10 protein-coding genes are annotated in these 25,830 nt (G+C 73.5%); 7 read left to right on the top strand and 3 right to left on the bottom strand.

Going from position 1 to position 25,830, the window contains the following annotated elements:
• Positions 1-133: 133 nt before the first annotated feature.
• Complete coding sequence (locus AB0P17_RS14820) at positions 134-628, bottom strand: hypothetical protein (RefSeq protein ID WP_365810947.1); 495 nt, start codon at positions 626-628, stop codon at positions 134-136.
• A 98-nt stretch (positions 629-726) separates the two neighbouring features.
• Positions 727-2,010 carry a ricin-type beta-trefoil lectin domain protein gene (locus AB0P17_RS14825; RefSeq protein ID WP_365810949.1) on the bottom strand — a complete coding sequence of 428 codons (1,284 nt, stop codon included), beginning with the start codon at positions 2,008-2,010 and terminating at the stop codon, positions 727-729.
• A gap of 244 nt (positions 2,011-2,254) precedes the next feature.
• Between AB0P17_RS14825 and AB0P17_RS14830 the strand changes: the two genes are divergently transcribed.
• The 7 genes from AB0P17_RS14830 to AB0P17_RS14860 all read left to right on the top strand — a co-directional run bounded on the left by AB0P17_RS14830 (position 2,255) and on the right by AB0P17_RS14860 (position 21,124).
• Positions 2,255-3,793 carry a hypothetical protein gene (locus AB0P17_RS14830; protein ID WP_365810950.1) on the top strand — a complete coding sequence of 513 codons (1,539 nt, stop codon included), beginning with the start codon at positions 2,255-2,257 and terminating at the stop codon, positions 3,791-3,793.
• A gap of 402 nt (positions 3,794-4,195) precedes the next feature.
• The gene (locus AB0P17_RS14835; RefSeq protein ID WP_365810952.1) at positions 4,196-5,104 is read left to right on the top strand and encodes a sterol desaturase family protein; all 909 of its coding nucleotides are present in this window, start codon (positions 4,196-4,198) and stop codon (positions 5,102-5,104) included.
• A 179-nt stretch (positions 5,105-5,283) separates the two neighbouring features.
• A complete protein-coding gene (locus AB0P17_RS14840; RefSeq protein ID WP_365810953.1) occupies positions 5,284-14,832 on the top strand; it encodes an amino acid adenylation domain-containing protein in 9,549 nt (3,182 codons plus the stop codon).
• Positions 14,822-16,489 carry an NAD(P)/FAD-dependent oxidoreductase gene (locus AB0P17_RS14845; RefSeq protein WP_365810954.1) on the top strand — a complete coding sequence of 556 codons (1,668 nt, stop codon included), beginning with the start codon at positions 14,822-14,824 and terminating at the stop codon, positions 16,487-16,489. Before AB0P17_RS14840 ends, AB0P17_RS14845 begins: the two co-directional genes overlap by 11 nt.
• A gap of 110 nt (positions 16,490-16,599) precedes the next feature.
• Positions 16,600-18,267, top strand: coding sequence for an NAD(P)/FAD-dependent oxidoreductase (locus tag AB0P17_RS14850; RefSeq protein ID WP_365810956.1), 1,668 nt, complete (start codon positions 16,600-16,602; stop codon positions 18,265-18,267).
• Positions 18,268-18,369: 102 nt separating this feature from the next.
• Positions 18,370-19,599 (top strand): cytochrome P450, encoded by a 1,230-nt coding sequence (locus AB0P17_RS14855; protein WP_365810958.1) that lies wholly within the window; start codon positions 18,370-18,372, stop codon positions 19,597-19,599.
• A 136-nt stretch (positions 19,600-19,735) separates the two neighbouring features.
• A complete protein-coding gene (locus AB0P17_RS14860) occupies positions 19,736-21,124 on the top strand; it encodes a CoA transferase (protein ID WP_365810960.1) in 1,389 nt (462 codons plus the stop codon).
• A gap of 51 nt (positions 21,125-21,175) precedes the next feature.
• Here AB0P17_RS14860 and AB0P17_RS14865 read toward each other — a convergent pair whose 3' ends face one another.
• Positions 21,176-25,804, bottom strand: a complete 4,629-nt coding sequence (locus tag AB0P17_RS14865) for a HEAT repeat domain-containing protein (protein ID WP_365810962.1) — start codon at positions 25,802-25,804, stop codon at positions 21,176-21,178.
• Between the last annotated feature and the right edge of the window lie 26 nt (positions 25,805-25,830).

A 25,830-nucleotide genomic window follows, 5' to 3' on the forward strand; every position in this document is an offset into this window, starting at 1 on the left:
CTCCGGCGACTCGCTGCCCGGCCCAACGCCCTTGCCCCGAACGCCCGGCCGACCGTAGCAGGCGGGCGGGGCCGGCCGTTCGGAGCGGGCCTGAGTCCAGCGGGATCCGGGCGCCTGGTTCGGGGGCGGAACGTCAGTCCTGGGTGTCGAGTTGGTCGGCGAAGGCGCGTAGCGCGTCGGCCAGTTCCTTCTTCGTGGGCAGTTGGTCGACCTTCTTGTCGAGCTCTTCGACGCGCCTGGTGAGTTCCTCAAGTCCGGCGGGGGTACCGGGAGAGCCCGTGGGGCCGACCGTGGGGTGGCCGGTGGGGTCGTTCGAGGGATCACCCGAGGTGCTGCCCGTCGAATCTCCCGGGCTGGGTTCGGCGCCTCCGGAGCCGCTGACAGTGCCGCCGTCCGTGCTGCCGTCCGTGCTGCCGGAGTCGGCACTGCCGCCGTCCGTGCCGCTCCCACCCGTAGCGCCGCCGTCGGTTTCGGCCCCGACCGTGGTCTCGTCGGCCGCCGGTCCGACGGTCGTACCGACGTCCGCCGCTCCGCCGTCCGCCGACGCCGCCGCCATCGCTCCGCCGACTCCGAGTATCACCGCGACGGCGGCTCCCACGACCGTGGCCAGCATTCTTCGTGTGCGCATACGCCCTGAATCTGTCATGCGCCGGACACTAGCGACGGTTTTCGGCGGAAGAGGTAGTTCCGTGGAACTTCTGCCGGATACGGGTGAACTGCGCGGCCTCAGCCGTACCAGCGCACCTCCGGGCGGTACGGGGCGCACCGGGCCAGGCGGAGCCGTGGACGCAGGTTGACCATGTCGTCCTGGGAGAGGCAGCCGTCCTGGGAGCCGATCCGTCCCCCGGCGCCGCGCCACCAGTGCTGGCCGGGCGACCCGTCGCAGGCGGAGAGGAAGGGCGACGAGGAGTTCTCGTACGGCGCGGTGAGGCAGCGTCCGCCCACCGCGGTCCGGACGGCACCGTCGTCGAAGCTCCACCGCTGGGCCCGCACGCCGTCGCACGCGTCCGTCGCGACCTCGGCGTTTCGCTCCTTGCCGCCGCCCCCGGCCAGACAGAGTTCCACCGTGCGGCCGGAGTCCGTCGTGGCGATCGCGGACATGATCTCGCCGGGGCGCGGCTCCCGGTGCGTTCTCCGGTATTGCTTGCGGACCCAGTTCCGGTAGCCGAGGCCGTACGGGAGGACCGCGGGGCATTTCCTCGGCACGCACCCCGTATGGCGGTAGTACGTCTCGAACACCGCTTCTTTCCGCTTCTTCTGCGCCGGGCTCAGATTGGCGGGCAGCGGCGACATGGAGTAGCCGAGGTACGGCGTCACCGGGGGCCGGTCCGCCGCGTCGTAGGCGGCCCTTCTGACGTATCTGCCCGCCACCGCGTGGTCGCTGTGGTCGCTGTGGTCGACGGAGCGCGTCTCATGGTGCCCGAAGGCGATGTTGTCGTAGTCCAGCGTCCGGACGCGCCGTGCCTTTTCGCGGTCGACGAACCCGGTCAGGGTGCGCAGCAGTTCGCCCTCGGTGTAGGCGCGCCCGCCGTCGACCGGCCGGATGCGCCGGATCTCGCCGCGGAAGAGCCGCAGCAGACTCTGGTGGTGGTTGGTGGTGGTGCCGCTGCCCCTGGGCAGTCCGTCGGGCAGCCGGAGGAAGGTGAGTCGGACCTCGGCGCCCTCGGCCAGGGTGTACGAGAGCAGTCCGCGGCCGCCCACGACGACGTCGTCCCGCGTCCAGCGGTCCGCGGCGCCCGCCATCGCGGCGTACGCCGCCCGCACGCCGTCCTCCCGGCTTCTCACGTAGTAGCTCTTCCCGAAGGGGTGACCGGCGTCCCCGGCGGTCAGATAGACCGTGCTGACGGAACACCCCGCGGAGATGGTCCGCTGGATCTCCGGATTGACGAAGAGAAGGTCGTCGTCCTGATGGGCGACGCCCACCACGAGCCGTTCGCAGGGCTCCGCCGGCCGTTCCCGGGGCGGGGCGGCGAGCGTGCCGAAGACCGCACAGAGGGACAGGAGGGACACGGCCCACAGCGGGCGCCGGGGATTGCCTCGTACACCGGTTTTCCTCACGGCGAGATTTTTCATCACGGGGACAGGGCGGCCGGGCGCGACGCGCAGGGGGCGTTCCCTTTACTGGGTGGCGACCACCTACGGGATGGCGACCACGTGATGCGGCGACGGCCACGTGAGGGGGCGGCGACCGGGCCGTTCGTCCGAGTGCCCCGTTCTGATGGCCCGGGGCACGGCGCCGGTGCAGCGTGGGGGCATGGCACAGACGCCGGCCGTGGCCTCGGGCCCGCGGGGCAGAGGCGCGGGCCGGGCCCGCCGCGTGACGGGAGCGGGCGGGCGGCTGGGGCCTCTCGGGCCGCTGGCGGTGGTCGCGGGCGCGTACACCCTGGTCCAACTGGCCTTCGTGCTGCCCGGTTCGGGGCTCGGCTGGGACGAGACGGTGTACGTCAGCCAGGTCGGCCGGGACGCTGAGGCGGCGTTCTTCAGCGCGCCGCGCGCCCGGGGCATCACCTTCCTCGTCGCACCGGTCACCGCGCTGACCACGTCCGTCGAGGCGCTGCGGGTCTTTCTGGCGCTGCTGTCGGGAGCCGGGCTCTTCCTCGCGCTGCGGGTGTGGCGGCGGCTGCTGCCGGTTCCCGTGCTGGCGCTCGCCGGGGCGCTCTTCGCGGGGCTGTGGATCACCGTGTTCTACGGTCCGCGGGTCATGCCCAACCTGTGGGTCGCCCTCGGTGCCCTCTTCACCGTGGGCTGCTTCCTGCGGGCCGCGCGGGAGCGCTCCGACCGCGCGGCGCTCGCCGGGGCCGGCGCCGGTCTGGCGTTCGTCGCGCTCATGCGGCCCGGCGACGCGTGCTGGCTCGCCCTCCCGCTCGCCGGGGCGGCGCTGCTCGTCCGGCCCTGGCGGCGCCCGGCGCTGGTGCTGGTGGTGGCCGGGGGCGTGGTCCTCGGCTGTGCGGAATGGGTCGTCGAGGCGTACGCCAGCCACGGCGGCCTCCTCGCCCGGTTACGGCGGGCCGACGAGATCCAGGGGGATCTGGGCTGGCAGCCGGCGTTCGGCCATCAGCTCCGCTCACTGGACGGACGGCTGCTCTGCCGCCCCTGTGACGTGCCGTGGCGGCAGCCGCTGACGGCGGTGTGGTGGTTCCTCGTACCGCCCCTGACCGCGGGCGGGGTGCTGGCCGCCGTGCGGCTGCGCCGGACGGCCGTCGTCCTGCTGCCGACGCTGGCCGGTCTCACGCTGGCGGTGCCGTACCTGCTGCTCATCGGCTACGGGGCGGCGCGCTTCCTGCTTCCCGCGTACGCGCTGCTCGCGCTGCCCGCGGCGCTCTGTCTGACCTGGATCGGCCGGGCGGCGCGGCCCCGGCGGCCGGTCGTGGCCGCGCTGGCCGCGGTGCTGGCCGCGCATCTGGCCGTCCAGTACACGGTCCTGGACGGCGCGAGTGCGCGCAGCAGGTCCAGCCGGGCGGCGTTCGGCCGGGCGGCGGCCGAACTGCACCGCCAGGGGGTCGGGCCGCCCTGTGTGATCAGCGGCGCCGAGGCCGTCAGGATCGCGTTCCGCACCGGCTGCGCGTCGCGGCAGACCGGCGGTCACGACGGGAGCGTCACCCCTGCCGGGCTCGCCGCGCTCGCCCGGGGGCGCCCGGTGGCGGTGGTGGTCACGGACGGGCACGCGCCGCCGGCGTACGCCCGTCACTGGCGGCTCCACCGGCTGCCGGAGCTGCCGGGGCTGCGGGACTGCCGCGCCTATCTGTCGCCGTCGGCACGGCCGGTCCGGGACGCGCGGGGGGCCGGGCCGTGATGACCGCGGTCGGGGCGTCCCGGCCGCTGATCCACTGAGCCCCTGCCCCGCTGCCGCGCCGCGCGCTGACGCCCCGCGCTGACGCCGCCCCCTGCCCAGCGCTCCGGCCACGAACCGTACGGGAGGCCACTCTTCAGGGTGGCTTTCGCGCTCCGCATGCGCGCGCAACGGCCCGCCTGGCCCGCCGGAGCTGCGTTCATGCCGCGCGGAGCGCCCTGCCGGGGTTGCGCCGGGGGCGCGCGCCGACGGCGTACCGGGCTGTCGAGCCTCCGTGCGCCGATCAGACGATATTGCCGCCCGTAGTTGATCCAACGCATGCTGTTACCTGGCTCCTGGTGCGTGAAGTGCCGGGAAAAAGTGCTGCCCGCTCCTGCCCACTTCCCCATCAGCAAAGGGTGCGACATGTCCGGTTCAACGTTGCGTGACGCGGGGCGACCCGGGTCCGGGGCCGACGCACGCGCCGTGGCGAAGGAACTGCTCTCCCGTGGCTGCCACCCGCTTCTGCTGATCTCGGTCGCGGTGGTCTTCGCCGCCGCCGTGCGGTACGGCTGGGACACCGGCCTCGCGACGTTCGGCTTCCAGCTCTCGCTGCTCTGCTACCTCGCGGCGCTGGAGCGGCTGATCCCGTACGAGCGGGCCTGGCACCCCAGCCGCCGGGAGTGGCGCTGGTACGGGGTGTACTTCGTCCTCACGACGGTCGGCGGCACCCTGGCGCAGTCGCTGGTGGTGGCCGGCGCGGGCGCGCTCGCGACGGCGGATCCCCTGCTGCCCCTCTGGGCCGAGATACCCCTCGCCCTGCTGCTCGGCTCGCTGGCGGGCTACGCGGTGCACCGGCTCGGACACACCAACCGGTGGCTGTGGCGGCTGCACGGCGTGCACCACGTCCCCGACAAGGTGAATGTCGCCAACAACGGTGTCAATCACATCGCTGATGTCTTCATCTCCCAGGCGTTCGTCCAAGTGTCCCTGGCGGTCGTCGGGTTCTCGGAGACGGCCGTGTTCGGAGCGGGCCTGTTCGTCATCGCCCAGGGGTACTTCGTGCACGCCAACATCGATGTCGCCCTCGGCCGGCTGAACCACGTGTTCGTGGGACCCGAGCAGCACCGGCTGCACCACAGCACGGATCTGGCGGAGGCCGGGCACTACGGCTCGGACTTCTCCATCTGGGACCGGGCGTTCGGCAGCTTCACCTGGCGGCCGGGGCGCGAACCGGCCGCGGTCGGCCTCGTGGACCCGCGGTCCTTCCCCGGGACCGGTGCGATCGTCGCCACCCTGGTCCACCCGGTGCGCCGGTCACCGAAGGTCGGCTGACCCCTCCCCTCCCCTCCCCTCCCCTCCCCTTACCTCACTGCTCACTCCCCATAAAACCCGCAATCCGCTCTCGCGTTCGCGCGCGCGGCATCCGGGCCCCGCCGGTCGCACCGGCGGCGGCACGGATGCCCGCGCCTGTCCTTCGCGCATGTTGCGTGTTGACCACCCAAGGAGCCGACATGGCTGAATCGCTCCGCACCACGCCTCCTGAGAAGATCGCGATCATCGGGATCGGCTGCCGCTTCCCCGGCGGCGCCAGTGACCACCGCACCTTCTGGCAGAACCTGCTCGACGGAAAGGACTGCATCAGACCGACGCCGCGCGACCGGTACGACGTGACCACGCTCGGCAGCAGGGACAAGGCCAAGCCGGGCCGACTGGTGGGCGGCAGGGGCGGTTACATCGACGGCTTCGACGAGTTCGACCCCGCCTTCTTCGGCATCAGCCCCCGCGAGGCGGAGCACATGGACCCGCAGCAGCGGAAGCTGCTGGAGGTGTCCTGGGAGGCCCTGGAGGACGGCGGCCAGAAGCCGGCCGAGCTGGCGGGGAGCGATGTCGGTGTGTTCATCGGCGCGTTCACCCTGGACTACAAGATCGTCCAATTCGCCGACCTGCGGTTCGACACCCTGGCCGCGCACACGGCCACCGGCACGATGATGACGATGGTGTCCAACCGGATCTCGCACTGCTTCGACTTCCGGGGCCCCAGCCTCTCCATCGACACCGCGTGCAGCTCGTCCCTCGTCGCCGTGCACCTCGCCTGCGAGAGCCTGCGCCGCGGCGAGTCCACCCTCGCGCTGGCCGGCGGCACACTGCTGCATCTCACGCCGCAGTACACCATCGCCGAGACCAAGGGCGGCTTCCTCTCCCCGGAGGGCCGCTCCCGTACCTTCGACGCCGGCGCCGACGGCTACGTACGCGCGGAGGGGGTCGGTGTCATCGCGCTGAAGCGCCTGGCGGACGCCGTCCGCGACGGCGACCCCGTGCACGCCGTGGTCACGGCCAGCGGGGTCAACCAGGACGGCCGTACCAACGGCATCACCGTGCCCAGCGCGGACGCCCAGGTCACCCTGATCGAACGGGTCTGCGCCGAGGCCCGGGTCGCGCCGGGCAGCCTCCAGTACGTCGAGGCCCACGGCACCTCCACGCCGGTCGGCGACCCCATCGAGGCCGCCGCGCTCGCCCGGGCGCTGGCCGTCGGCCGGGAGCCCGGCGCCGCCTGCTACGTCGGCTCGGTCAAGACCAACATCGGTCACTCGGAGTCGGCCGCCGGGATCGCCGGGCTCATCAAGACCGCCCTCAGCCTCAAGCACCGCACGATCGCCCCGCACATCAACCTGGAGCGGATCAACCCCGGCATCGACCTCGCCGCCGCCCCGTTCACCATCCCGACGCAGGTCACCGAGTGGCCCGCGCACAAGGGCCCGGCCCGCGCCGGCGTCAACTCGTTCGGCTTCGGCGGTACGAACGCGCACGTCCTGCTGGAGGAGGCGCCGCCGTCCTCCCCCGTGGACGGGCCGGCCCCCGCGGAGCGCCCCCGCTGCACCATCCTCCCGCTGACCGCGCGGGACGCGTCCGCGCTGCCCGTCCTGGCGGAGGAGATCCACCGGGAGCTGACGGCCGCCGCTCCGGGCGGCGGGCCGGTGTCCTCCCTCGCCGACCTCGGGCACACCCTCACCCACCGCCGCCAGCACCACGACGCCCGGCTCTCCGTCGTCTACTCCTCCCGCGAGGACCTGGCCGAGGCGCTCCGCGCGGGGACCCGGGGCGAGGCCCACCCCCGGGTGCTCACCGGCCGTCGGCGTGACCCCGAACAGCGCCGGCTGGCCTGGGTGTTCACCGGCATGGGCCCCCAGTGGTGGGGCATGGGCCGGGAGCTGTTCGCCACGCAGCCCGTGTACCGCGAGGCGGTCGAGCGCTGCGACCGTGAGATCGCCGCCCTCACCGGCTGGTCCCTCGTCGAGGAGATGAGCGCGGACGCCACCGGCTCCCGGATGGCCGAGACCTGGCTCGCCCAGCCGGCCAACTTCGCCGTCCAGCTCGGTCTCGCCGCGCTGTGGCGCGCCCATGGAGTGCGACCCGACGCCATCGTCGGCCACAGCACGGGCGAGGCCGCCGCGTTCTACGAGGCCGGGGTCTACAGCCTGAGCGACGCGGTACGGATCATCGTGCACCGCAGCCGCCTCCAGCAGCGGCTGGTGGGGACGGGGACGATGCTCGCCGTGGGACTCGCCGAGGAAGAGGCGGAGCGCCGGATCCTGCCGTACGGGGATCTGGTGTCCGTCGGCGCCGTCAACAGCCCGACCTCCCTCACCCTCGCCGGGGACGAGGCGGCCCTGACCGCGCTGGCCGAGGAACTCCGCGCCGACCAGGTCTTCGCCCGCTTCCTCTCCGTCCGGGTGCCGTACCACAGCGCCCTCATGGAGGGGATCAAGGACGAGCTGCTCGACTGCCTCGCCGGGATCGAGCCGCGCCCCGCCCGCGTCCCCCTCTATCTGACGGGGCGGGAGGGCCTGGCGCACGGGACGGAACTCGACGCGGAGTACTGGTGGAGCAATGTCCGCGACAGCGTCCGGTTCCGGCCCGCCGTCGAGCGCCTGGCCGACGACGGCCACCGCGTCTTCCTGGAGATCGGCCCGCACCCCGTCCTCTCCCACTCGATCAAGGAGTGCCTGGAGAGCCGGGCCGCCGAGCCGGGCGCGGAGGTGGTGACGCTGCCGTCGATCCGCCGCGAGGAGGACGAGGCGCTCCGCTTCACCACCTCGCTCGCCGCGCTGCACAACCTGGGCACCGAGATCGCCTGGGACGTGCTCCAGCCCGGGGGCAGGACCGTACCGCTGCCCCGCTACCCGTGGAAGCGCGACCGGTACTGGCACGAGCCGGGGCCCGTGGCGCAGGTCAGGCTCGGGCGGGAGGACCATCCGCTGCTCGGCCGCCGGCTGGCCACCACGGAGCCGGTGTGGGAGGCGGAGCTCGACGTGGAGCGCGCCCCCTACCTCGCCGACCACCGGATCCAGGGCCGGGCCCTGTTCCCCGCCGCGGGCTATCTCGAAATGGCCGCCCAGGCGGTGCGGGCGCTGACGGGCGGCACGGAGGCCGCGTTCGGCTCGGTGGAGTTCCGCAAGGCCCTCTTCCTCCCGGACGACACGTCCCGCACCGTACAGCTCGCGTTCTCGCCGGAGAGCGCCGGCTTCACGGTCGCGACGGGCTCGGGCCCCGGCGAGGAGCGGGCCGTCCACGCGAGCGGCGTGGTCCGGGCCGGTCACCGCGGCGCGCCGCGGGCGCCGCTGGATCTCGACGGGATCAGGGCGCGCGGCGAGCACCGGCTCGACGGCCCGGAGTGCTACGCCACGCTGAGCGGCCTCGGCTACCACTACGGGCCCGCCTTCCAGGGCATCGAGGAGGTGTGGACCGCGCCGGGCGAGGCGCTGGCGCGGATCCGTCCGCCCGAGGCGATCGGTGACGACGCAGCGGACCACCACATCCACCCCGTACTGCTCGACTCCTGCTTCCAGACCCTGCTGACCGCGGGGCTCGGGGACGGCGCGGACGGCGGTCCCGCCGAGGACGGCGCGGACGGGTCGACGGGCATCCTGCTGCCGCTCTCCATCGACGAGGTGCGCACCGGCCCGGTCGGCGACCGGCCGCTGTGGGTGCACGCCACCGTCACCCGGCGGCCCGCCGGTGAACTCGTCGGTGACATCGCCCTCTACGGGGACGACGGTGCCCCGCTCGGGCACATCGGCGGCTTCCGGGCCGCCGATGTCGAGAAGGCGTCGACCAGTGTGGCGCTCGCCACGATCGACAACTGGCTCGCGGAACCCACCTGGGCCGAGAGCCCCCTCGACACCGCGGTGCCCGACACCACGGCCCCGGGCCGCTGGCTGCTCTTCGCGGACGCGCCCGGCGGGGTCGCGGACGCGCTGGCGGAACTCGTCACCGCGCGCGGGGGGCACTGCCATCTCGTACGGCCGGGTGCCGCGTACACCACCCGGCTCGAAAGCGGTGCCTCCACGGTGGTCCCCGGCAGCGCCGACGATCTGCGCAGGCTCCTCGCCGAGTTGGCCGGGGACGGGGACGGGAACGGGGACGGGGACGGGGCGGAACGGCCCGCCGATGCCGCGCACACCACGGGTGTCGACACGATCGTCCATTTATGGAACCTCGACCTGCCGGCGCTGGACGACACCGAGCGCTCCCGGCTGGAGGAGCACAGCACCCTCGGGGCGTACTCCCTGGTCGCCCTCGCGCAGGCGCTCCAGGAGGACGCGCGCCAACTCGCCTCCCCCGCCGCCCTGCACATCGTCACGCGCGGGACGCAGGCCGTCGACCGGGACGCTCCGGTGGAGCCGCTGGGCGCGCCCGCCTGGGGCATCGGCCGGGTGCTGCGCCATCAGGAGCTGACCGCGCACCAGGGCACCCTGATCGACCTGGCCCCGTACGGCACCGACGACACCGATGGCACCGACGGAGCCGGAAGCACCGGCGCCGACCGGGCGCGGGAGGCGCGGGCGGTGCTGGACGAGGTCCTGGCCGCCGCCGCGCGGCAGGGCCCCGCCGAGGACGAGATCGCCCTGCGCGGCGACCGTCGCCTCCTGTGCAGGCTCACCCGCCCCGAGGGTCTCACCCGTCCCCTCGCGCCACGGCTGCGCCCGGACGGCGCCTATCTCGTCACCGGCGCGTTCGGCGCGCTGGGGCAGCTCCTGTGCCGCTTCCTCGTCCGGCGCGGTGCCCGCCATCTCATTCTGGTGGGCCGCACCCCCCTGCCCGACCGCGCCGCCTGGCGGGGGCTCGACCCGGAGTCGGCGGCGGGCCGGGGCGCCCGGTTCGTCAAGGAGCTGGAGGCCCTGGGCGCCCATCCCGTCCACGCCTGCCTGGACACCACGGACGAGCGGGCGCTGGACGCGTGGCTGACCGCGTACCGGGGTCAGGACGCCCCGCCCGTGCGCGGAGTGTTCCATCTCGCCGGGCATGTCAAGGACACCCTGGTCCCCGCCATGGACCGGACCGCCTTCGACTCGGTCCTCGCCCCCAAGGCCGCCGGTGCCTGGCTGCTCCACCGCCGGCTGGGCGATGAGCCGCTGGACCACTTCGTCCTCTTCTCCTCCATCGCCTCGCTGCTCACCACGGCGGGCCAGGTCAACTACGCGGCGGGCAACGCCTTCCTGGACGCGCTGGCCCACCACCGCCGGGCCCGCGGGCTGCCCGCGCTCTCCGTCGACTGGGGCCCGTGGGCGACCGGCATGATCGAGGAGCTGGGCCTGGTACGGCACTACCGCACCAGCCGGGGCATGAGTTCGCTCTCCCCCGACGCGGGCATGGCCGTCCTGGAACGCGTACTCGGCCAGGACCGCGCCCAGTTGCTGGTGGCGACGGTGGTCGACTGGAAGGTCTTCCTCGCCTGGTACGCGTCGCCGCCGCCACTGGTCGCGGAGCTGGCCGCGGAGGCCGAGAGCGGAGCGGACGCGGGCGAGCACAGCAGCTTCCTCGACCTCTTCCGTACGGCGGACGAGGAGCGCCGCGCCGAACTCGTCGCCGAGCGCTTCTCGGTGGTGGCCTCGACGGTGCTGCGGGTGCCCACCGACCGGATCGACGGGACGAGCAGTCTCGCCGCCCTCGGTCTCGACTCGCTCCTCGCCATGGAGCTGCGCGCCCGCGTCCACGCCGAGACCGGTGTGGCCCTGCCGCTGGTGGCGCTGCTCAGCGGCGCTCCGGCGGGAGAGCTGAGCGATCAGCTGCACCAGGCGGCCGCAGCCCTCGTCGCGGAGGCGGCGGACGGAGTCGGCACGGCGGCGGAGGTGGAGATCCATGAGGACGAGTCCCGCCATCCCCTGACGCAGAACCAGAAAGCCCTGTGGTTCCTCAAGCAGCTCAACCCCGAGGGCTTCGCGTACAACATCGGCGGCGCCGTCGAGATCAGGACCAGGATCGAGCCGGAGCGGATGTTCACGGCGTTCCGCGCCCTGGTGGAGCGGCATCCGATGCTGCGGGCCAACTTCGTCATGGAGGACGGTCAGCCCGTCCAGCGCGTCTCGACGGCGAACGAACCGGACGTGGCCCTCTTCGACGTGCAGGGGCGTGTCTGGGACGACATCCACGACATGATCGTCCGGGAGTACCGCCGTCCGTACGACCTGGAGTGCGACCCGCTGGTCCGGTTCCGGCTGTTCAGGCGCGGCCCGGACCGCTGGATCGTGATGAAGGCCGTTCACCACATCATCTCCGACGCGATCTCCACGTTCACCTTCATCGAGGAACTCCTGTCGCTGTACGACGGGCTGTGCTCGGGCAGGCCCGTCGAGCTGCCGCCGGTGCCCGCCCGGTACCTCGACTTCCTCAACTGGCAGAACAGGTTCCTGGCCTCGCCGGACGCGCGGCGGATGCTGGACCACTGGCGGGCGAGTCTGCCCGCCGAGGTGCCGGCCCTGGACCTGCCCACCGACCGGCCGCGGCCCGCCGTGCAGACCCACAACGGCGCGTCCGAGTTCTTCGTCCTCGACACCGATCTCAGCGCCCGGGTGCACGCCCTGGCGCGCGAGCACGACGTCACCGTGTACATGGTGCTGCTGAGCGCCTACTACGTACTGCTGCACCGGTACTCGGGCCAGGACCACATCATCGTGGGCTCCCCGGTGACCGGCCGTACGGAGGAGGAGTTCGGCTCCGTCTACGGCTACTTCGTCAATCCGCTGCCGCTGTACGCGGACCTGTCGGGCACCCCGTCCGTCGCGGCGCTCCTCGCCCAGGTCCGTCAGGTCGTCCTCGGCGGCCTCGACAACCAGGAGTACCCGTTCGTGCTGCTCGTCGAGGAGCTGGGCCTCCAGCACGACCCGAGCCGGTCGGCGGTCTTCCAGGCGATGTTCATCCTGCTCGCCCACAAGGTGGCGACGGAGCAGTACGGATACCGGCTGGAGTACATCGAACTCCCCGAGGAGGAGGGGCAGTTCGACCTGACGCTCTCGGCGTACGAGGACGAGGCGGAGCGGCGCTTCCACTGCGTGCTGAAGTACAACACCGACATCTTCCTGGCGGAGACGGTGGAGCGGATGGCCGCCCACTACGTCCATGTGCTGGACGCCCTCACCAGCGTCCCCGCCGAGGAACCGGTGGCGCGGCTGGATCTGCTGGGGGCCCGGGAGCGCGCCCGCATCCTGGGCGCGCCGGCCTCGCGGGGCCGGGCGCTGCCGCACGACGTGCCGGTGCACCGGCTGATCTCCGAGGCCTCGGCCCGGACGCCGGAGGCCGTCGCGGTCACCGTACCGTCCGAGTCGGGCGAGACCCGGCGGCTTACCTACGGGGAACTGGAGCACGGTGCCCGGCTGCTGTCCGGCCGGCTGCGTGAGCGGGGCATCGGGCGCGGGGACGTCGTCGCCGTCTGCCTCGACAAGTCGCCGGAGCTGATCGTCGCGCTGCTGGCCGTCCTCAAGGCGGGCGCCGCGTATCTGCCGCTCGACCCGGCCCATCCCACCGACCGACTCACCCTCATGGCGGAGAACGCGGGGGCGGCGCTCGTCGTCACCGGCGCCGGGGAGCGGGAGCGGTTCGCGGGGCTGGGGGTCGCGCTGCTCACCGAGGTCCCCGGCACCCCGGGGCCCGGCGGGGTGGCGGAGAGCACGCGGCCGGAGCCGGAGGACGCGCCCGTCGACCTGGACGCGCCCGCCTATGTCATCCACACCTCGGGGTCGACGGGCCGGCCCAAGGCGGTACGGGTCAGCCACCGGGCGCTCGCGGCGGTCCGCGCGGCGTGGCACGAGGAGTACGGGCTCGGCGCGGCGCCGGGCGTCCATCTCCAGATGGCGGGCGTCTCGTTCGACGTCTTCACGGGGGATCTCGTCCGGGCCCTGTGCTCGGGCGGCCGGCTCGTCCTGATCGGCCGTGACCTGCTCCTCAACACGGCCCGGCTGTACGGGACGATGACCGGCGAGGGTGTCGACTGCGCCGAGTTCGTCCCCGCGGTGGCCCGCGCCCTGATGGAGCACTGCGCCCACGGCGGGCACCGGCTGGACTTCATGCGGCTGATGATCGTCGGCTCCGACGCCTGGAAGGTCGAGGAGTACGAGCGGCTGCGTGCCCTGTGCGGTCCGGGGACCCGGGTCATCAACTCGTACGGCCTGACGGAGGCGGCCGTCGACAGCGCGTACTTCGAGGGCCCGGCGGACGGGCTCGCCCCGAACCAGCTGGTGCCGATCGGCCGGCCCCTGCCGAACTGCTCGCTGCACATCCTCGACGAGCACCGCGATCTCGTGCCACCCGGGGTGACCGGCGAACTCTGGGTCGGCGGCGCGGGGCTCGCCCTCGGTTACGCGGGCGACCCGGAGCAGACCGCGGAGCGCTTCGTGGAGCTGACGCTGGGGCGTGGCCCCGGGGCGGCCCCGGAGCGGCTCTACCGCACGGGCGACCTGGCCCGGCGGGACGCCCGGGGACTGATCCACCTCCTCGGCCGCGCCGACGCGCAGCTCAAGGTGCGCGGCCACCGGATCGAACCGGGCGAGATCGAGTCGCTGCTGGTCTCCCTGCCGGGGCTGAGCCGGGCGGTCGTCACCGTCCGCGCCGACGCCCGCGGCGAGTCCGTGCTGTGCGCGTACTACGTCCCGGTGGCGGGCGCCGCGCCGGACGCGGGCGAGCTGCGCCGTCATCTCGCCACCCGGCTGCCCACCTATCTGATCCCGGCGCGCTTCACGGCGCTGGACGCCCTGCCGCTCACCGCGAACGGCAAGGTCGACGTCGCCGCGCTGCCCGAGCCGCCGGCCGAGTCCGGCGAGGAGAGCCACGAGCCGCCGGTCACGCTCTACGAGCAGCGGATGGCGGCGCACTGGGGGGCCCTGCTCTCCCAGGAACAGGTGGGGCTGCGCAGCGACTTCTTCGCCTCGGGCGGCAGCTCCATCAAGCTGATCGAGCTGATCCACCGGCTCCAGGCAGAGTTCAACATCACCGTGCCGGTCAGTCTGCTCTTCAAGGTCACGACGCTCCACGGCATGGCGAAAACGGTCGAGTCGATCATCACCGGCGAGATCTCCGGCGGAAGCCCGTATCTGACCTTCAACGCGGGCCGGGGTCCGACCCTGTTCTGCTTCCCGCCGGCGGGCGGGCACGGACTCGTCTACCGGCGGTTCGCCGAACACCTGCCCCAGCATGAGCTCGTCGCGTTCAACCATGTCGACGGCGACGACAAGGTGATCCGTTACGCGGATCTCATCGAGTCGCTCCGCCCGGACGGCGCCTGCTCGCTCTTCGGATACTCCCTCGGCGGCAATCTCGCCTTCGAGGTCGCCAAGGAACTCGAACGGCGCGGGCGCGCGGTCCCCCATGTGGTGATCATGGACTCGTACCGGATCGTGGAGGCCCAGGCGCTCGCGGACGAGCACATCGAGGCGTTCGAGAACGAGCTGCGCGGCCATCTGTACCGCCACACCGGCTCCACGGCGGTCGCCGACGCGACCCTCGCCCAGGCCAGGGAGTACCTGGACTTCTGCGGCCGTACGCCCAACACCGGCACCGTCTCGGGCACGGTCAGTGTGATCTCCGACGAACGGAAGACGGCGTTCTACGCGGCGGGGCAGCGCGGCACCTGGCACTCCACCTCGACCAGCCGTACGGAGCTGCTGCGCGGCCATGGCACCCACGCGGAGATGCTCGACGAGAAGTACCTGGCGCGGAACGCCGAACTCACCCTCGCCGTCATGACCGGAGCAACCGACCTCGCCGGAGATGAGCCCCATGTCGCGTGAGAACCGCCCCGTCTGGCACCCGCGTGAGCGGGTGCCGGGCGACCGTCCCCGCGTCATCGTCATCGGCGCCGGCATCGGTGGTCTGTCCACCGGCTGCTACGCGGAGATGAGCGGCGCCGAGACCCGGATCTTCGAGCGGCACGTCCTGCCGGGAGGGTGCTGCACGGCCTGGTCCCGGCAGGGGTACGTCTTCGACTACTGCATCGAGTGGCTCACCGGCACCGGCCGGAACAACGACGCCAACCGGTTGTGGCGGGAGCTGGGCGCCCTCGACGGCAAGAGCATCGCGAACTTCGAGATGTTCAACACCGTCGTCGACGAGTCCGGCCGGGCGGTGACCTTCTACAACGACCCCGACCGGCTGGAGGCCCATCTCCTGGAGATCTCGCCCGCCGACGCCCGGCCGATCCGCGCCTTCTGCCGCGACCTGCGGCGCTTCATCGCCATCAACCACTATCCGTTCCTCACCCCGCCGCCCCTCCAGTCGGTCCGGGAGAAGCTCGCCACGCTGCGGATCGTCCTGCCGGACTTCCTGCTGTTCTGGCGGACGGCGGCGACCCGGATGGAGCGGTTCACGGAGCGGTTCCAGGATCCGCTGCTGCGCCGGGCGTTCCCGTTCATCTTCTTCCAGGACCACGAGGTCTTCCCGCTGCTGCCCTACCTCTTCAACATGGCCAGCGCCCACCACAGCAACGCCGGCTTCCCGCAGGGCGGCTCGCTGGGGCTGGCGCGCTCGGTCGAGGAGCGGTACACCTCGCTGGGCGGGCGGGTGGACTACCGGGCGCGGGTGGAGCGCGTCCTGGTCGAGAACGACCGGGCGATCGGGGTGGAGCTGCGCGGCGGGGAGCGGCACTACGCCGACCATGTGGTCGCCACCTGCGACGGCTACACCACCATCAACAAGCTGCTGGGCGGCGCGTACTCCAGCCCGAAGGTCGACACCCTCTTCAACGAGATGATGGACCGCCCGGAGATGCTCTACCCGGGGGTCGTCTCCGCCTTCGTCGGCCTCCGGGGCGAGTTCGGCGAACGGGAGCGGCACAGCACCACCTATCTGCTCTCCGACGAGGACTGCGCGGCCCTGCCGAGCGTGCGTCAGAAGAGCCTGGTCGTGCAGCTCCGTTCGCGGTACTCGGACGGTTTCGCGCCGCCCGGGAAGTCCGTCGTGCACTGCACGTACTTCAGCGACTACGCGTACTGGAAGCAGTTGCGGCGCACGGACCGCAAGGGGTACTGGGCGCGCAAGCAGGAGGTGGCCGACTTCGTACGGGCCTTCCTGGAGCGTCACCATCCGGGCATCGGACCGTCCATCGAGGTCATCGACGTGGCATCGCCCGTGACCACGGAGCGGTACACGGGGGTGCAGGGCGGCTCGATCCTCGCGTGGAAGTCGTTCACCGACGCCGACGACGTGGTCACCGCGCTCGTCAACAAGGACCGGATGCGGCTGCCGGGGCTGCGCGGTTTCTCGCTGGCCGGGCAGTGGTTCGGCGGCGGGAGCCTGATCAAGGCGGCGTCGAGCGGACGGTTCGTGACGCAGTACCTCTGCGCGGAGCTGGGCCTGGAGTTCCGGGCCTGGGAGAGCGGCGGCACCGAGCCCTGGCACCCGGGAAAGCTGGGGAAGCTGCCGCAGCTCGAACAGCGGGGAGTCCGGTGAGCGCCCCCGCGGCCGGGAGACGGGAGCACGTGGCGGACCGTCGGGAACACACCGCCGGCCCCCGGGAACACCTGCAGGACAGTCGACGAGGACACCGAGGAGAGCACGGCATGGCGCCTGCCCGACCCCGCAGAAAATCCATGATCGTCATCGGTGGGGGGCTGGGTGGCCTGTCCACCGGGTGCTACGCGCAGATGAACGGCTACAGCAGCCAGGTCTTCGAGATGCACGAGATCCCCGGCGGCTGCTGCACCGGCTGGGGCCGCGGCGACTTCACCTTCGACTGCTGCATCAGCTGGCTGCTGGGCAACGGGCCCGGTAACGAGATGCATCAGATCTGGCTCGAACTCGGCGCCCTCCAGGGCAAGGAGATGCGTCACTTCGACGTGTTCAACATCGTGCGCGGCCAGGACGGCCGGGCCGTGTACTTCTACTCCGACCCGGACCGGCTCGAAGCCCATCTGCTCTCGCTCTCCCCCGCCGACGCCCGTCTCATCCGGTCGTTCTGCGCCGGGCTGCGCAAGTTCCGTACCGCCCTGCCCGCCTACCCGTTCCTCAAGCCGGTGGGGCTGATGGGCCGGTGGGAGCGGTGGCGCATGCTGGCCGGCTTCGTCCCGTACCTCAATCTCTTCCGCACGTCGATGTCCGTCCTGATGACGGAGTACTCGGCCCGGTTCAAGGACCCCCTGCTGCGGGAGGCGTTCAACTACATCCTGCTGGAGAAGCACCCCAACTTCCCCGTGCTGCCCTTCTACTTCCAGATGGCGTCGCAGGCGAACCAGTCGGCCGGGGTGCCGGAGGGCGGCTCGCTCGGGCTCGCCCGCTCCATCGCGGACCGGTACCGGCGGCTGGGCGGCGAGGTCACGTACAACGCGAAGGTCGAGCGGATCCTCGTGGAGAACGACCGCGCGGTGGGCGTGCGGCTGGTGGACGGGCGGGAGTACCGCGCGGACATCGTCGTCTCGGCGTGCGACGGCCCCGCCACCCTGATGAAGTTCCTCGACGGCCAGTACCTCGACGACGAGTACCGGCGGCTGTTCACCAAGACCATCGAGGAGCCGGGGATGGTCTTCCCCGGCTATGTCAGTGTGTTCCTCGGGCTCCGGGCGCGGTTTCCCGAGGGGGAGCCCACCACGACCCACCTCCTGGACGAGGCGACGGCCGCCAAGCTCACCGGGATCCGCCATCCGAGCATCAACGTCCAGTTCCGCAGCCGGTTCTACCCCGAGCTGTCGCCGGACGACACGACCGTCATCTACGCCACGTACTTCTCCGACGTCGAGCCCTGGCGGGAACTGAGCGAGGGGCCCGAGCAGTTCAGCCGGCTCCGCCGCGGCGGTGAGCTGCACACCCTGCCGGTGCGGCGGGGCCGTCCCTACTCGGCGGCGAAACGCCGCGTGCGGGACACCGTCGTCGACCTCCTGGAGGAGCGCTATCCGGGGCTGCGGAACTCCATCGCGGTACGTGACACCTCCACCCCGCTCACCCAGATCCGCTACACGGGCAGCTACAACGGGACCGTCCTCGGCTGGCAGCCCTTCGTCGAGAGCGGCGAGACGATGGAGGAACTCGTCAAGAAGCACGGTCCCGCCCTGCCCGGTCTGGAGAACTTCTACCTCTCCGGCGTCTGGGCCACCACCGGCGGTCTGATCCGGGCCGCCGCCGCCGGACGACAGGTCATGCAGTTCATCTGCCGGGACGACGGCGTCGACTTCACCGCCTCGGTCGACGACACCGCGCCACCGCCCACCCATGTCGTCGTGCCCGTAGGCCCGTAACCCGCAGGCCCATAACCCGCAGGCCCGTAACCCGTGGGCCCGTAACTCGTAAGCCCGTAAGCAGCTCCTTCCAGGACCGCGCAAGGAAAGGCGGACACCCCCATGTCTCCCCAGTCGCAACAGCAGTCCACGCAGCGCCCCGAACCGCTCTCCTACCCCTTCTGGAACCTCGGCGGTCTGGACCCGCACCCCGGATACCAGCGGTTGTGGGACCAGCCCCTCGCCCGGGTGCGCCTGGCCTACGGCGAGGACTCCTGGCTGGCCACCCGGCACGAGGACGTCCGCGCCGTCCTCTCCGACCCCCGCTTCAGCATCGGCGAGGCGGTCCACCGCGACCATCCCCGCATCGAGCGGATGCCCAGGATCAGCGGCGGCCTCCTCACCAGCGCGGACCAGGACCACGGCCGGATGCGCTCCCTGCTGAGCAAGGAGTTCACCGCACGCCGGGTCGAGCGCCTGCGGGACCGGATCAGGCGGACCGCCGACGGGCTGCTCGACCGTATGGAGGAGGCCGGGCCGCCCGCGGAGATGATCGAGGACTATGCCTTCCCCCTGCCCATGACGATCATCTGCGAACTGGTGGGGATCCCCTACGCCGACCACGTCCACGTACGGCACTGGGCGGACGTCGTCTGCTCGGGCAGCACCCCGCCCGAGACGATCCTGGAGGAGGCCGGCCTCTTCAACGCCCGGATGAACGGCTGGGTGGAGGCGCGCCGCCGGGAGCCGGCCGACGATCTGCTCACCATCCTGGTCCGCGGGCTCGACGAGGAGGGGATCATCGACGAGGGCGAGCTGATCGACATCCTCGGCGAACTCCTCATCGGCGGGTTCGTCACCACCACCAACCAGATCGGCAACTTCTTCTCGCTCATGCTGCTCCACCAGGAGAACGGCGACGACATGCTGGGCCGGCTGCGGGCCGACCCCGACCTCATCCCGAAGGCCGTCGAGGAGCTGCTGCGCTTCGTGCCGCTGCTCAACGGGGTGGTCCTGCCGCGGTACGCGATGGAGGACATCGAGCTGGGCGGTGTGCTGATCCGGGCGGGAGACCCCGTCATCGTCTCGCCGACCGCCGCCAACCGGGATCCCGGGGTCTTCCCGGAACCGGACCGGGTGGTGCTCGACCGTCCGGGCAACACCCACGTCAGTTTCGGGCACGGAGCCCACTACTGCCTGGGCGCGCACCTCGCCCGGCTGGAGCTCCAGGTGACGCTGGAGCAGGTGATCAACCGCTGGCCGGGGCTGCGCCTCGCCGTGGGGGTGGACGAGCTGCGCTGGCGGTCGAAGGAGTTCTTCAGCGGCCTGTACGAGCTGCCCATCACCTGGTGACCGGCCGGCCGCTCCAGCTCCGGTGACCGGCCGGCCGGCCGCCGCTCCCTTCCCCGAGACCGGCGGAACGAAGCGCTCCCGCCCCTCCGGGACGGGAGCGCTTCGTTCCGCGCGTCCGGCACGGGACAATAGCCCCATGACGCAAGGAAACGACGCGGCGACCGCCCACGCGTGGGCGGCGCTCGGCGGCCGGGACGGGCTCGCGCGGTCGGTGACGTACGAGGGCGCGGGCGAGGTGCTGGCCGCCCGGCTCCCCGTGCGGGAGCTGGCACGGGCGACCGTGGGCGCCTGCTCGCTGGCCGCCGCGGAACTGCTCGCGCTCCGCCGCGGGGTGTCCGTACCGGCGGTGCGGGTACGGGAGGGGGCGGTCGCCACGGCGTTCGTCAGCGAGCGGTACCTGCGGATCGACGGGCGGACGCCCACGGCGTTCGCGCCGCTCTCCGGGTTCTGGCGCACGGCCGACGGATGGGTCCGTACACACGCCAACTACCCGCACCACCGGGCCCGGTTGCTGGGCGCCCTGGACATCCGGGACGCGGGTGACACCCCGGCGACGACCCGCCGGCTCACGAAGGAGCTGGCGACACGCCCGGCCCGGGAGATCCAGGAGGCCGTCTACGCGGCGGGCGGCCTCGCCGTGGCCGTGGCGCCCACGCCGTCGGACCCCACCGTCCCCCTCTCCCCCGGCGGCGAGGCGCTGCCGCTGGCCGAGACCCGGGCGGCCGGGGAGGGCCCGCCCCGGGTGCTGCCCTCGGCCGCCCTCCCGGCCGAGGGCGTACGGGTGCTGGACCTGACCCGGGTCATCTCGGGCCCGGTCGCGACCCGGACCCTGGCGCTGCTGGGCGCCGATGTCCTGCGGGTGGACTCGCCCCGCCTGCCGGAGCAGCCCGACGCGCACACCGACACGGGTCCGGGCAAGCGCTCGACCCTGCTGGACCTCGCCGCCTCCCGCGACCGGCAGGTCTTCGAGGAACTGCTCGACACCGCGGACGTCGTGGTGACCGGGTACCGCCCCGGCGCGCTGGACCGGCATGGGCTGACCCCCGACGCGCTGCTGGCCCGGCGCCCCGGTCTGATCGTCGCGCAGCTCTGCGCCTGGGGCTGGTCGGGGCCGTGGGCGGCGCGGCGCGGCTTCGACAGCCTCGTCCAGGCGGCGAGCGGTATCGCCGCGAGCGAGGCGGCGGCCGACGGCACTCCGGGCGCCCTGCCGGCGCAGGCGCTCGACCACGGCACGGGATATCTGATCGCGGGCGGGATCCTGCGCGCCCTGACGGAACGTCAGACCACGGGCCGGGGGCGGCAGCTGCGGTTCTCGCTCGCGGGGACCGCGTCCTGGCTGCTGCACGGGGTCCGGCACGCGCCGGTGGAGGGCGGCCCGTACGATCCGGCGCCCTGGCTCACCGAGACGCCGTCCGCCTACGGGCCGCTGCGCCACGCGCTCTCCCCGGTGCACTACGCGGGCGCGCCGGTCACCTGGCCGGCCCCGCCGACGCGCTGGGGCACGGATCTCCCGCGCTGGCGCTGACGCGCCGCGACACCGCCGTACGGCATCGGCCCCACCTGCCCGCGCGACCCCCTACCCGGTCCCGGTGGACATGATCCGGTCGAGCACGTCCGTGTAGCGGGAGCGCCGGTCGGGGCGGGCGTGGTCGGCGGCGTGGCGCAGCGCGGGGATCGCGCGGGCGCCGAGCGTGGCGAGGCCTTCGGCGGCCGCGGCCCGTACGGCGGGATGGGGATGCGCGAGCCGTTCGACCACGGTGGGGATCGCGGATTCCCACGCGGCGCGGCAGAGGGTTCTGATCGCCATGCGCTGGATGTCGGACTGGGCGTCGTGCAACAGGAGTTCCGTATGGCGCAGATGGGCCGTACGGTCCAGCATCGCCCGGGAGACCCGGTGTGCGCGCAGCCGGATCGCGGCCCGGGGGTGGGTCAGCAACTCGGTGAGCACGGCGTGCAGTTCGGGATCCTGGTCCGGCCGGGGGCCGGTGTGCTCCTCGGCCAGCCGGGTGAGCGCCCGGCGGACCGGTTCCGGGGCGCCCGTGCGGGCCAGGTCCAGCAGCTCCCGCCGGGACGGCGGGGACGGCCGGGGGGCGTTCCCCGCCGAGGGGTGTTCGCGGAGCGCGGCGAGGGCGGCGGCGTCCTGCCGCTCTGCGTCGGGGCCCCGCAGCGGACCGGCCGCCAGGGTGAGCGCGTCGGCCCGTTCGCCGTGCCCTTCGGCCCGCAGCTGCCGGCGGAGCCGGCTGAGCGCGGGGGTGCGGAGCGGCGCCCGGCCGGCGAGGAGGTCCGCGAACCCCCGGGCGCCCGCGGCGAGCCGCTCCTCCAGGTGGGCCGCCAGGACATCGGCGCTCACCCTGCCGAGCAGCTCCGCGGCGGTGCGGCGCGCGTCGGGGGATCCGTGTTCCCACCGGTCGAGCAGCACGGGGAGCAGCGGCTCCAGCTCCCGGCCGGTGGCCGCGCGGGCCACGGAGCGCAGCCGGTCGTCCCGTATCCCGGCGCCGCTCAACTCGGCCCTCCCCTCCGCGGTACGGGCGAGCGAGGTCAGCGCGTGCTGGAGCCCCGTGGCGCCGGGCGCGGTGACCCGGCCCCGGAGGAAGGCGCGGAGGACGGTCCGGGCGGTGTCCGGCTCGGGCCAGGTCAGCAGTGTCACGGCGGCGGCGTTCCGGCGCTCCTCGGGCCCGTCCTCCAGCAGGGCCAGCAGGCGGGTGCGGAGGGCGTCGGAGCGCGGCTGGTCGAGGTCGTCGCCGCGTACGGTCCGCGGTGCGGGCGGGGGTGCGGCGGCGTCCTCGGCGAGGGTCCAGGGCGGGGTGCCGAGGGGCTGGAGTCCGGTCATCCGGTCGAGCAGGGCGGCGCGCTCCTCGGCCCCGCCGTCCGGGTAGCGCGCGGCCAGCGCGGCGAGCCGGTCGCGGGAGCGGGGCACGCCGTCGGCGCGGCGGAAGGGGTCCGGTGCGGTGCGGGCGGTTACGGCTGCGCCGTCGGGTGCGGTGCGTGGCGCGGGGGTGTCGGTCCGCCCGGCAGGCCGAACGCCGAACGCCTCGTGCAGTACGGCCTGTTGGGCGGCCGTGGGGTCGGCGGCGAGCCGGGCGGCGGCCAGCGCCCGGTCGAGATCGGCGCGGACCAGGACGGCGTCGCAGGCCCGCAGCAGGGAGAGCGCGGAGCGTGTTCCGGGGTTGGCCGGGGGCAGCGCCCGTACCGCGTCGGCGACGGCCGACCGCTCCAGGGCCGGCAGCGACGGCACGGCCGCTTCGAGTACGGCGACGAGGTCACGCGCGTAACGGTCCGCGCCGCCCGCGTCCCGCGGGTCCGCGTCCCGCCGGTCCATGTCTCCTTGTAGGTCGGCGAGTCCGGCGAGCAGGGTGCGGGCCGAGCGCCCGAAGGTGTGGCGTTCGTGGTCCGTCCAGGGCGCGGGACAGATCCGGAGTGTGAGCCGCAGGACGTTCTCACGGGTGGCGGGCGCCGATCCGGCCAGCCGGAGCCAGTCGCCCAGCATCGGTCGCAGCCCGCGCAGGAGTTGGGGGGCCGGCGGCAAGTCCCGTTCGGCGAGCCGCAGGGCGATCGCGTCCTGCCAGCCTTGGGAGAGCAGCGATCCGGCGTCCGGGTCCGCCGCGAGTCCGGCGGGCAGGCCGGAGGCGAGGCCGATCCGGCCGTCCGCCACCAGGGCGAGCAGCACGGGGCCCAGCGGTGACGCCTGGTCGGTCAGGGCGGTGACCGTGCGCGCCGTCAGCACCCCGTCGAGCCCGGCCGTCAACAGCCTCAGGTGGCGGGGCTCTTCGGGGTCGCGCTCGGCTGCGGCGAGCAGGGTCGCCAGGTACGCGTCGCCGAGGACGGCTCGCAGCGCCGCGACGAGTGCGGTGCGCAGCCCCGGGTTGGTCTCCCGGCCCAGGTGGCGCAGGAGTGCCGGCACCGCCGCGGGTGCGCCCGCGCGGGCCAGTACCCCGGCGGCGGTCTTCCTGATGTTCATGTTCGGGTGGTCGAGACACGCCGCGATCGCGGGCGACGCCCAGTGGGCCCGCGCGTGGCCGAGGGCCAGCAGCGCCTGGCGTACGGTCTGGATGTCCGGGGCGGTGGTCAGGGTGATCAGGCTCGCCGAGAGCGCCCGGGCGTCGTCCCCCGTGTCGTCCGCGGCGAGCAGCGCGATCACCTGCTTGCGTACGTGGCGGTCGCGGTGGCGCAGGAGGCGGTGCACCCGGGGTCGGGTCGCCTCGGACGGAACGGCGAGGAGCAGTCCGAGCAGGATCGCGCGTTCGCCGTCGGTCAGCCCCGGCCGGTCCAGCAGGTCGAGCGCCATGGTCGCGACGAGCGCGTGACCGGCCTCCCGGGCGTCGGCCGCGCCGAGCAGACAGACCGGCCGGATCCGGCGCCGCGCGTGGAGCCGGCCGCCGAGGACGCACAGGGCGTCCACGACCTCCTGGGGCACGGCGGGTTCGGCGGCGGGCGCGGTGGGCCGCCCGTCGGTGAACCGCCCCGCCTCGGGGCGGGCCGGCTCCGCACCGGGCTCCCAGGACGCCGCGCGTCCGGCCACGACGCGCAGCAGCAGATCGGCGAGGACCGGCACCGTACCGGAGCCGCCGTGCGCGGCCAGCCTGAGCAGCGCGGCGACCGGCTCGGCCGGGTCGAGATGGGAGCGGAGCAGGGCGAGTTCCCGCTCGTCGGGTCCGCCGAGGTCGGCGGCGATCCCGGGCGGGAGCCGGGTGGGATCGAGGCGCCCGAGGAGGTGCCGGCGCCGTTCCGGGTCGGTGTTCAGCGACCAGAGCAGCTCCAGGGCCCGGTGGCGCACGGCGCGCAGCGGTGGGGCGATGGTTTCCGCGCCCGCCTCCCGGGTCAGGCCGAGTCCGTCGGCCAGCATCCGTACGGTGCGCTCTCCCCCGAGCGCCTCCAGTGCGTCCAGGGCCGCCGCCGGCGCGGAGGGCAGTGCGGCGATGACGGCTTCCTCGGCTTCGGTGTGGCGCAGTTCGCGGAGCGCGTCGAGAAACGGCTCGGGCTCGGCGGCCGACGGCAGGACGCGGGTGATCGCGTCGCCGATCGGCAGCTCCCCCGCGCCCTGCCGGGCCACCTCGACGAGCAGGGCGAGCCGTCGTGGCCAGTCGGGGGCGTCCGCCGGCACGTCGACGAGCGCGTCGTACACCTCGCGTCGGCAGGTGAAGAGGACGGTGGCGAAGGCGCGGGGCTCGACCGTGTGGTCCGCGAGGGCCACTCCGACGAGCGCGGCGACGGCCGGGGGCGCCGGGAAGTGTCCGCGCCGGTGGAGCCCGCGCAGACAGGTCATCGTCGCTCCGCCGAGGAGCAGGGGGTCACGGGCGGCGAGGGCGGTCAGCCCGTGGATGTCCGCGCGTTCCGCGAGTTCGCCGAGCAGTTCCATGGCCCGCCGCCGCAGGGCGGGTGGCCGGGCCTGATCGGCGACGACCCGCCACAGCGGGTCCCGGTGCCCGTGGCGGGCGGCGACCAGGAGCGCGGCCTCGGACGCGGGGCCTCCGGTACCCGTGTCGGTGTCGAGGAGTCCGGACGGCTCTCCGGGCGGCAACGGCTCCAACGTCGCCCAGGGCTCGGCGAGTTCGGTGAGCGCCGCGGCCGCGGTGGCGGGATCGTCCGGCCGCGCCAGGTCGGTCAGCCGGGCCCGGACGAGCGCGGGCGCGAGGAGTCCGGCGCGCAGCCCCTGCCGGGCGAACCGGACCGCGTAGGCCCGCACCCCGGGGTCGCCGCACCGCACCAGCTCCGCCAGCAGGCTCTGGGGCCGGTGGGCGCGGGTCACGTCCAGCCCCCGGACGGCCTGGTACAGCAGTTCACCCGGGGGTTCGGTACGGAGCACCTCGGGCTCGTTGTGCAGTTCGGCGCGGAGCCAGGCGATCCGTACGCGCTCCGGCAGTCCGGCCGTGCGCCACGACGGGCGGCGCCCCCGCGGGACGTACGGCCCCAGGCACTCGTACAGCTCCGCCAGCACGAGCGCGGACTCGGGCGGCCCGGTCACCGACAGCGGGAGCAGCGCGGCGAGTTCGGCCCTCCCGGGCAGGTCGGCGGCCCCGCTCCCGGACGCCCCGTCCGGGGCGGGGCCCGGGGCGAGTCCCGGGGCGGGACAGGCGGCGAGAGACTCGGCGAGGAGTACGAGTCCGCGGTGGCGCACACGGGGATCGGGGTCCCGGACAAGGCGTCCGATGCCGGCCGACGGAGAAGCGGGGATTCCATGGAACGGTATGTCCGTCGGCGTCTTCACGTTCGGATACTAAGTGGGATATTCAC

Origin of the sequence: Streptomyces sp. NPDC088124, assembly GCF_040685895.1 — a bacterium.
Classification (GTDB): domain Bacteria; phylum Actinomycetota; class Actinomycetes; order Streptomycetales; family Streptomycetaceae; genus Streptomyces.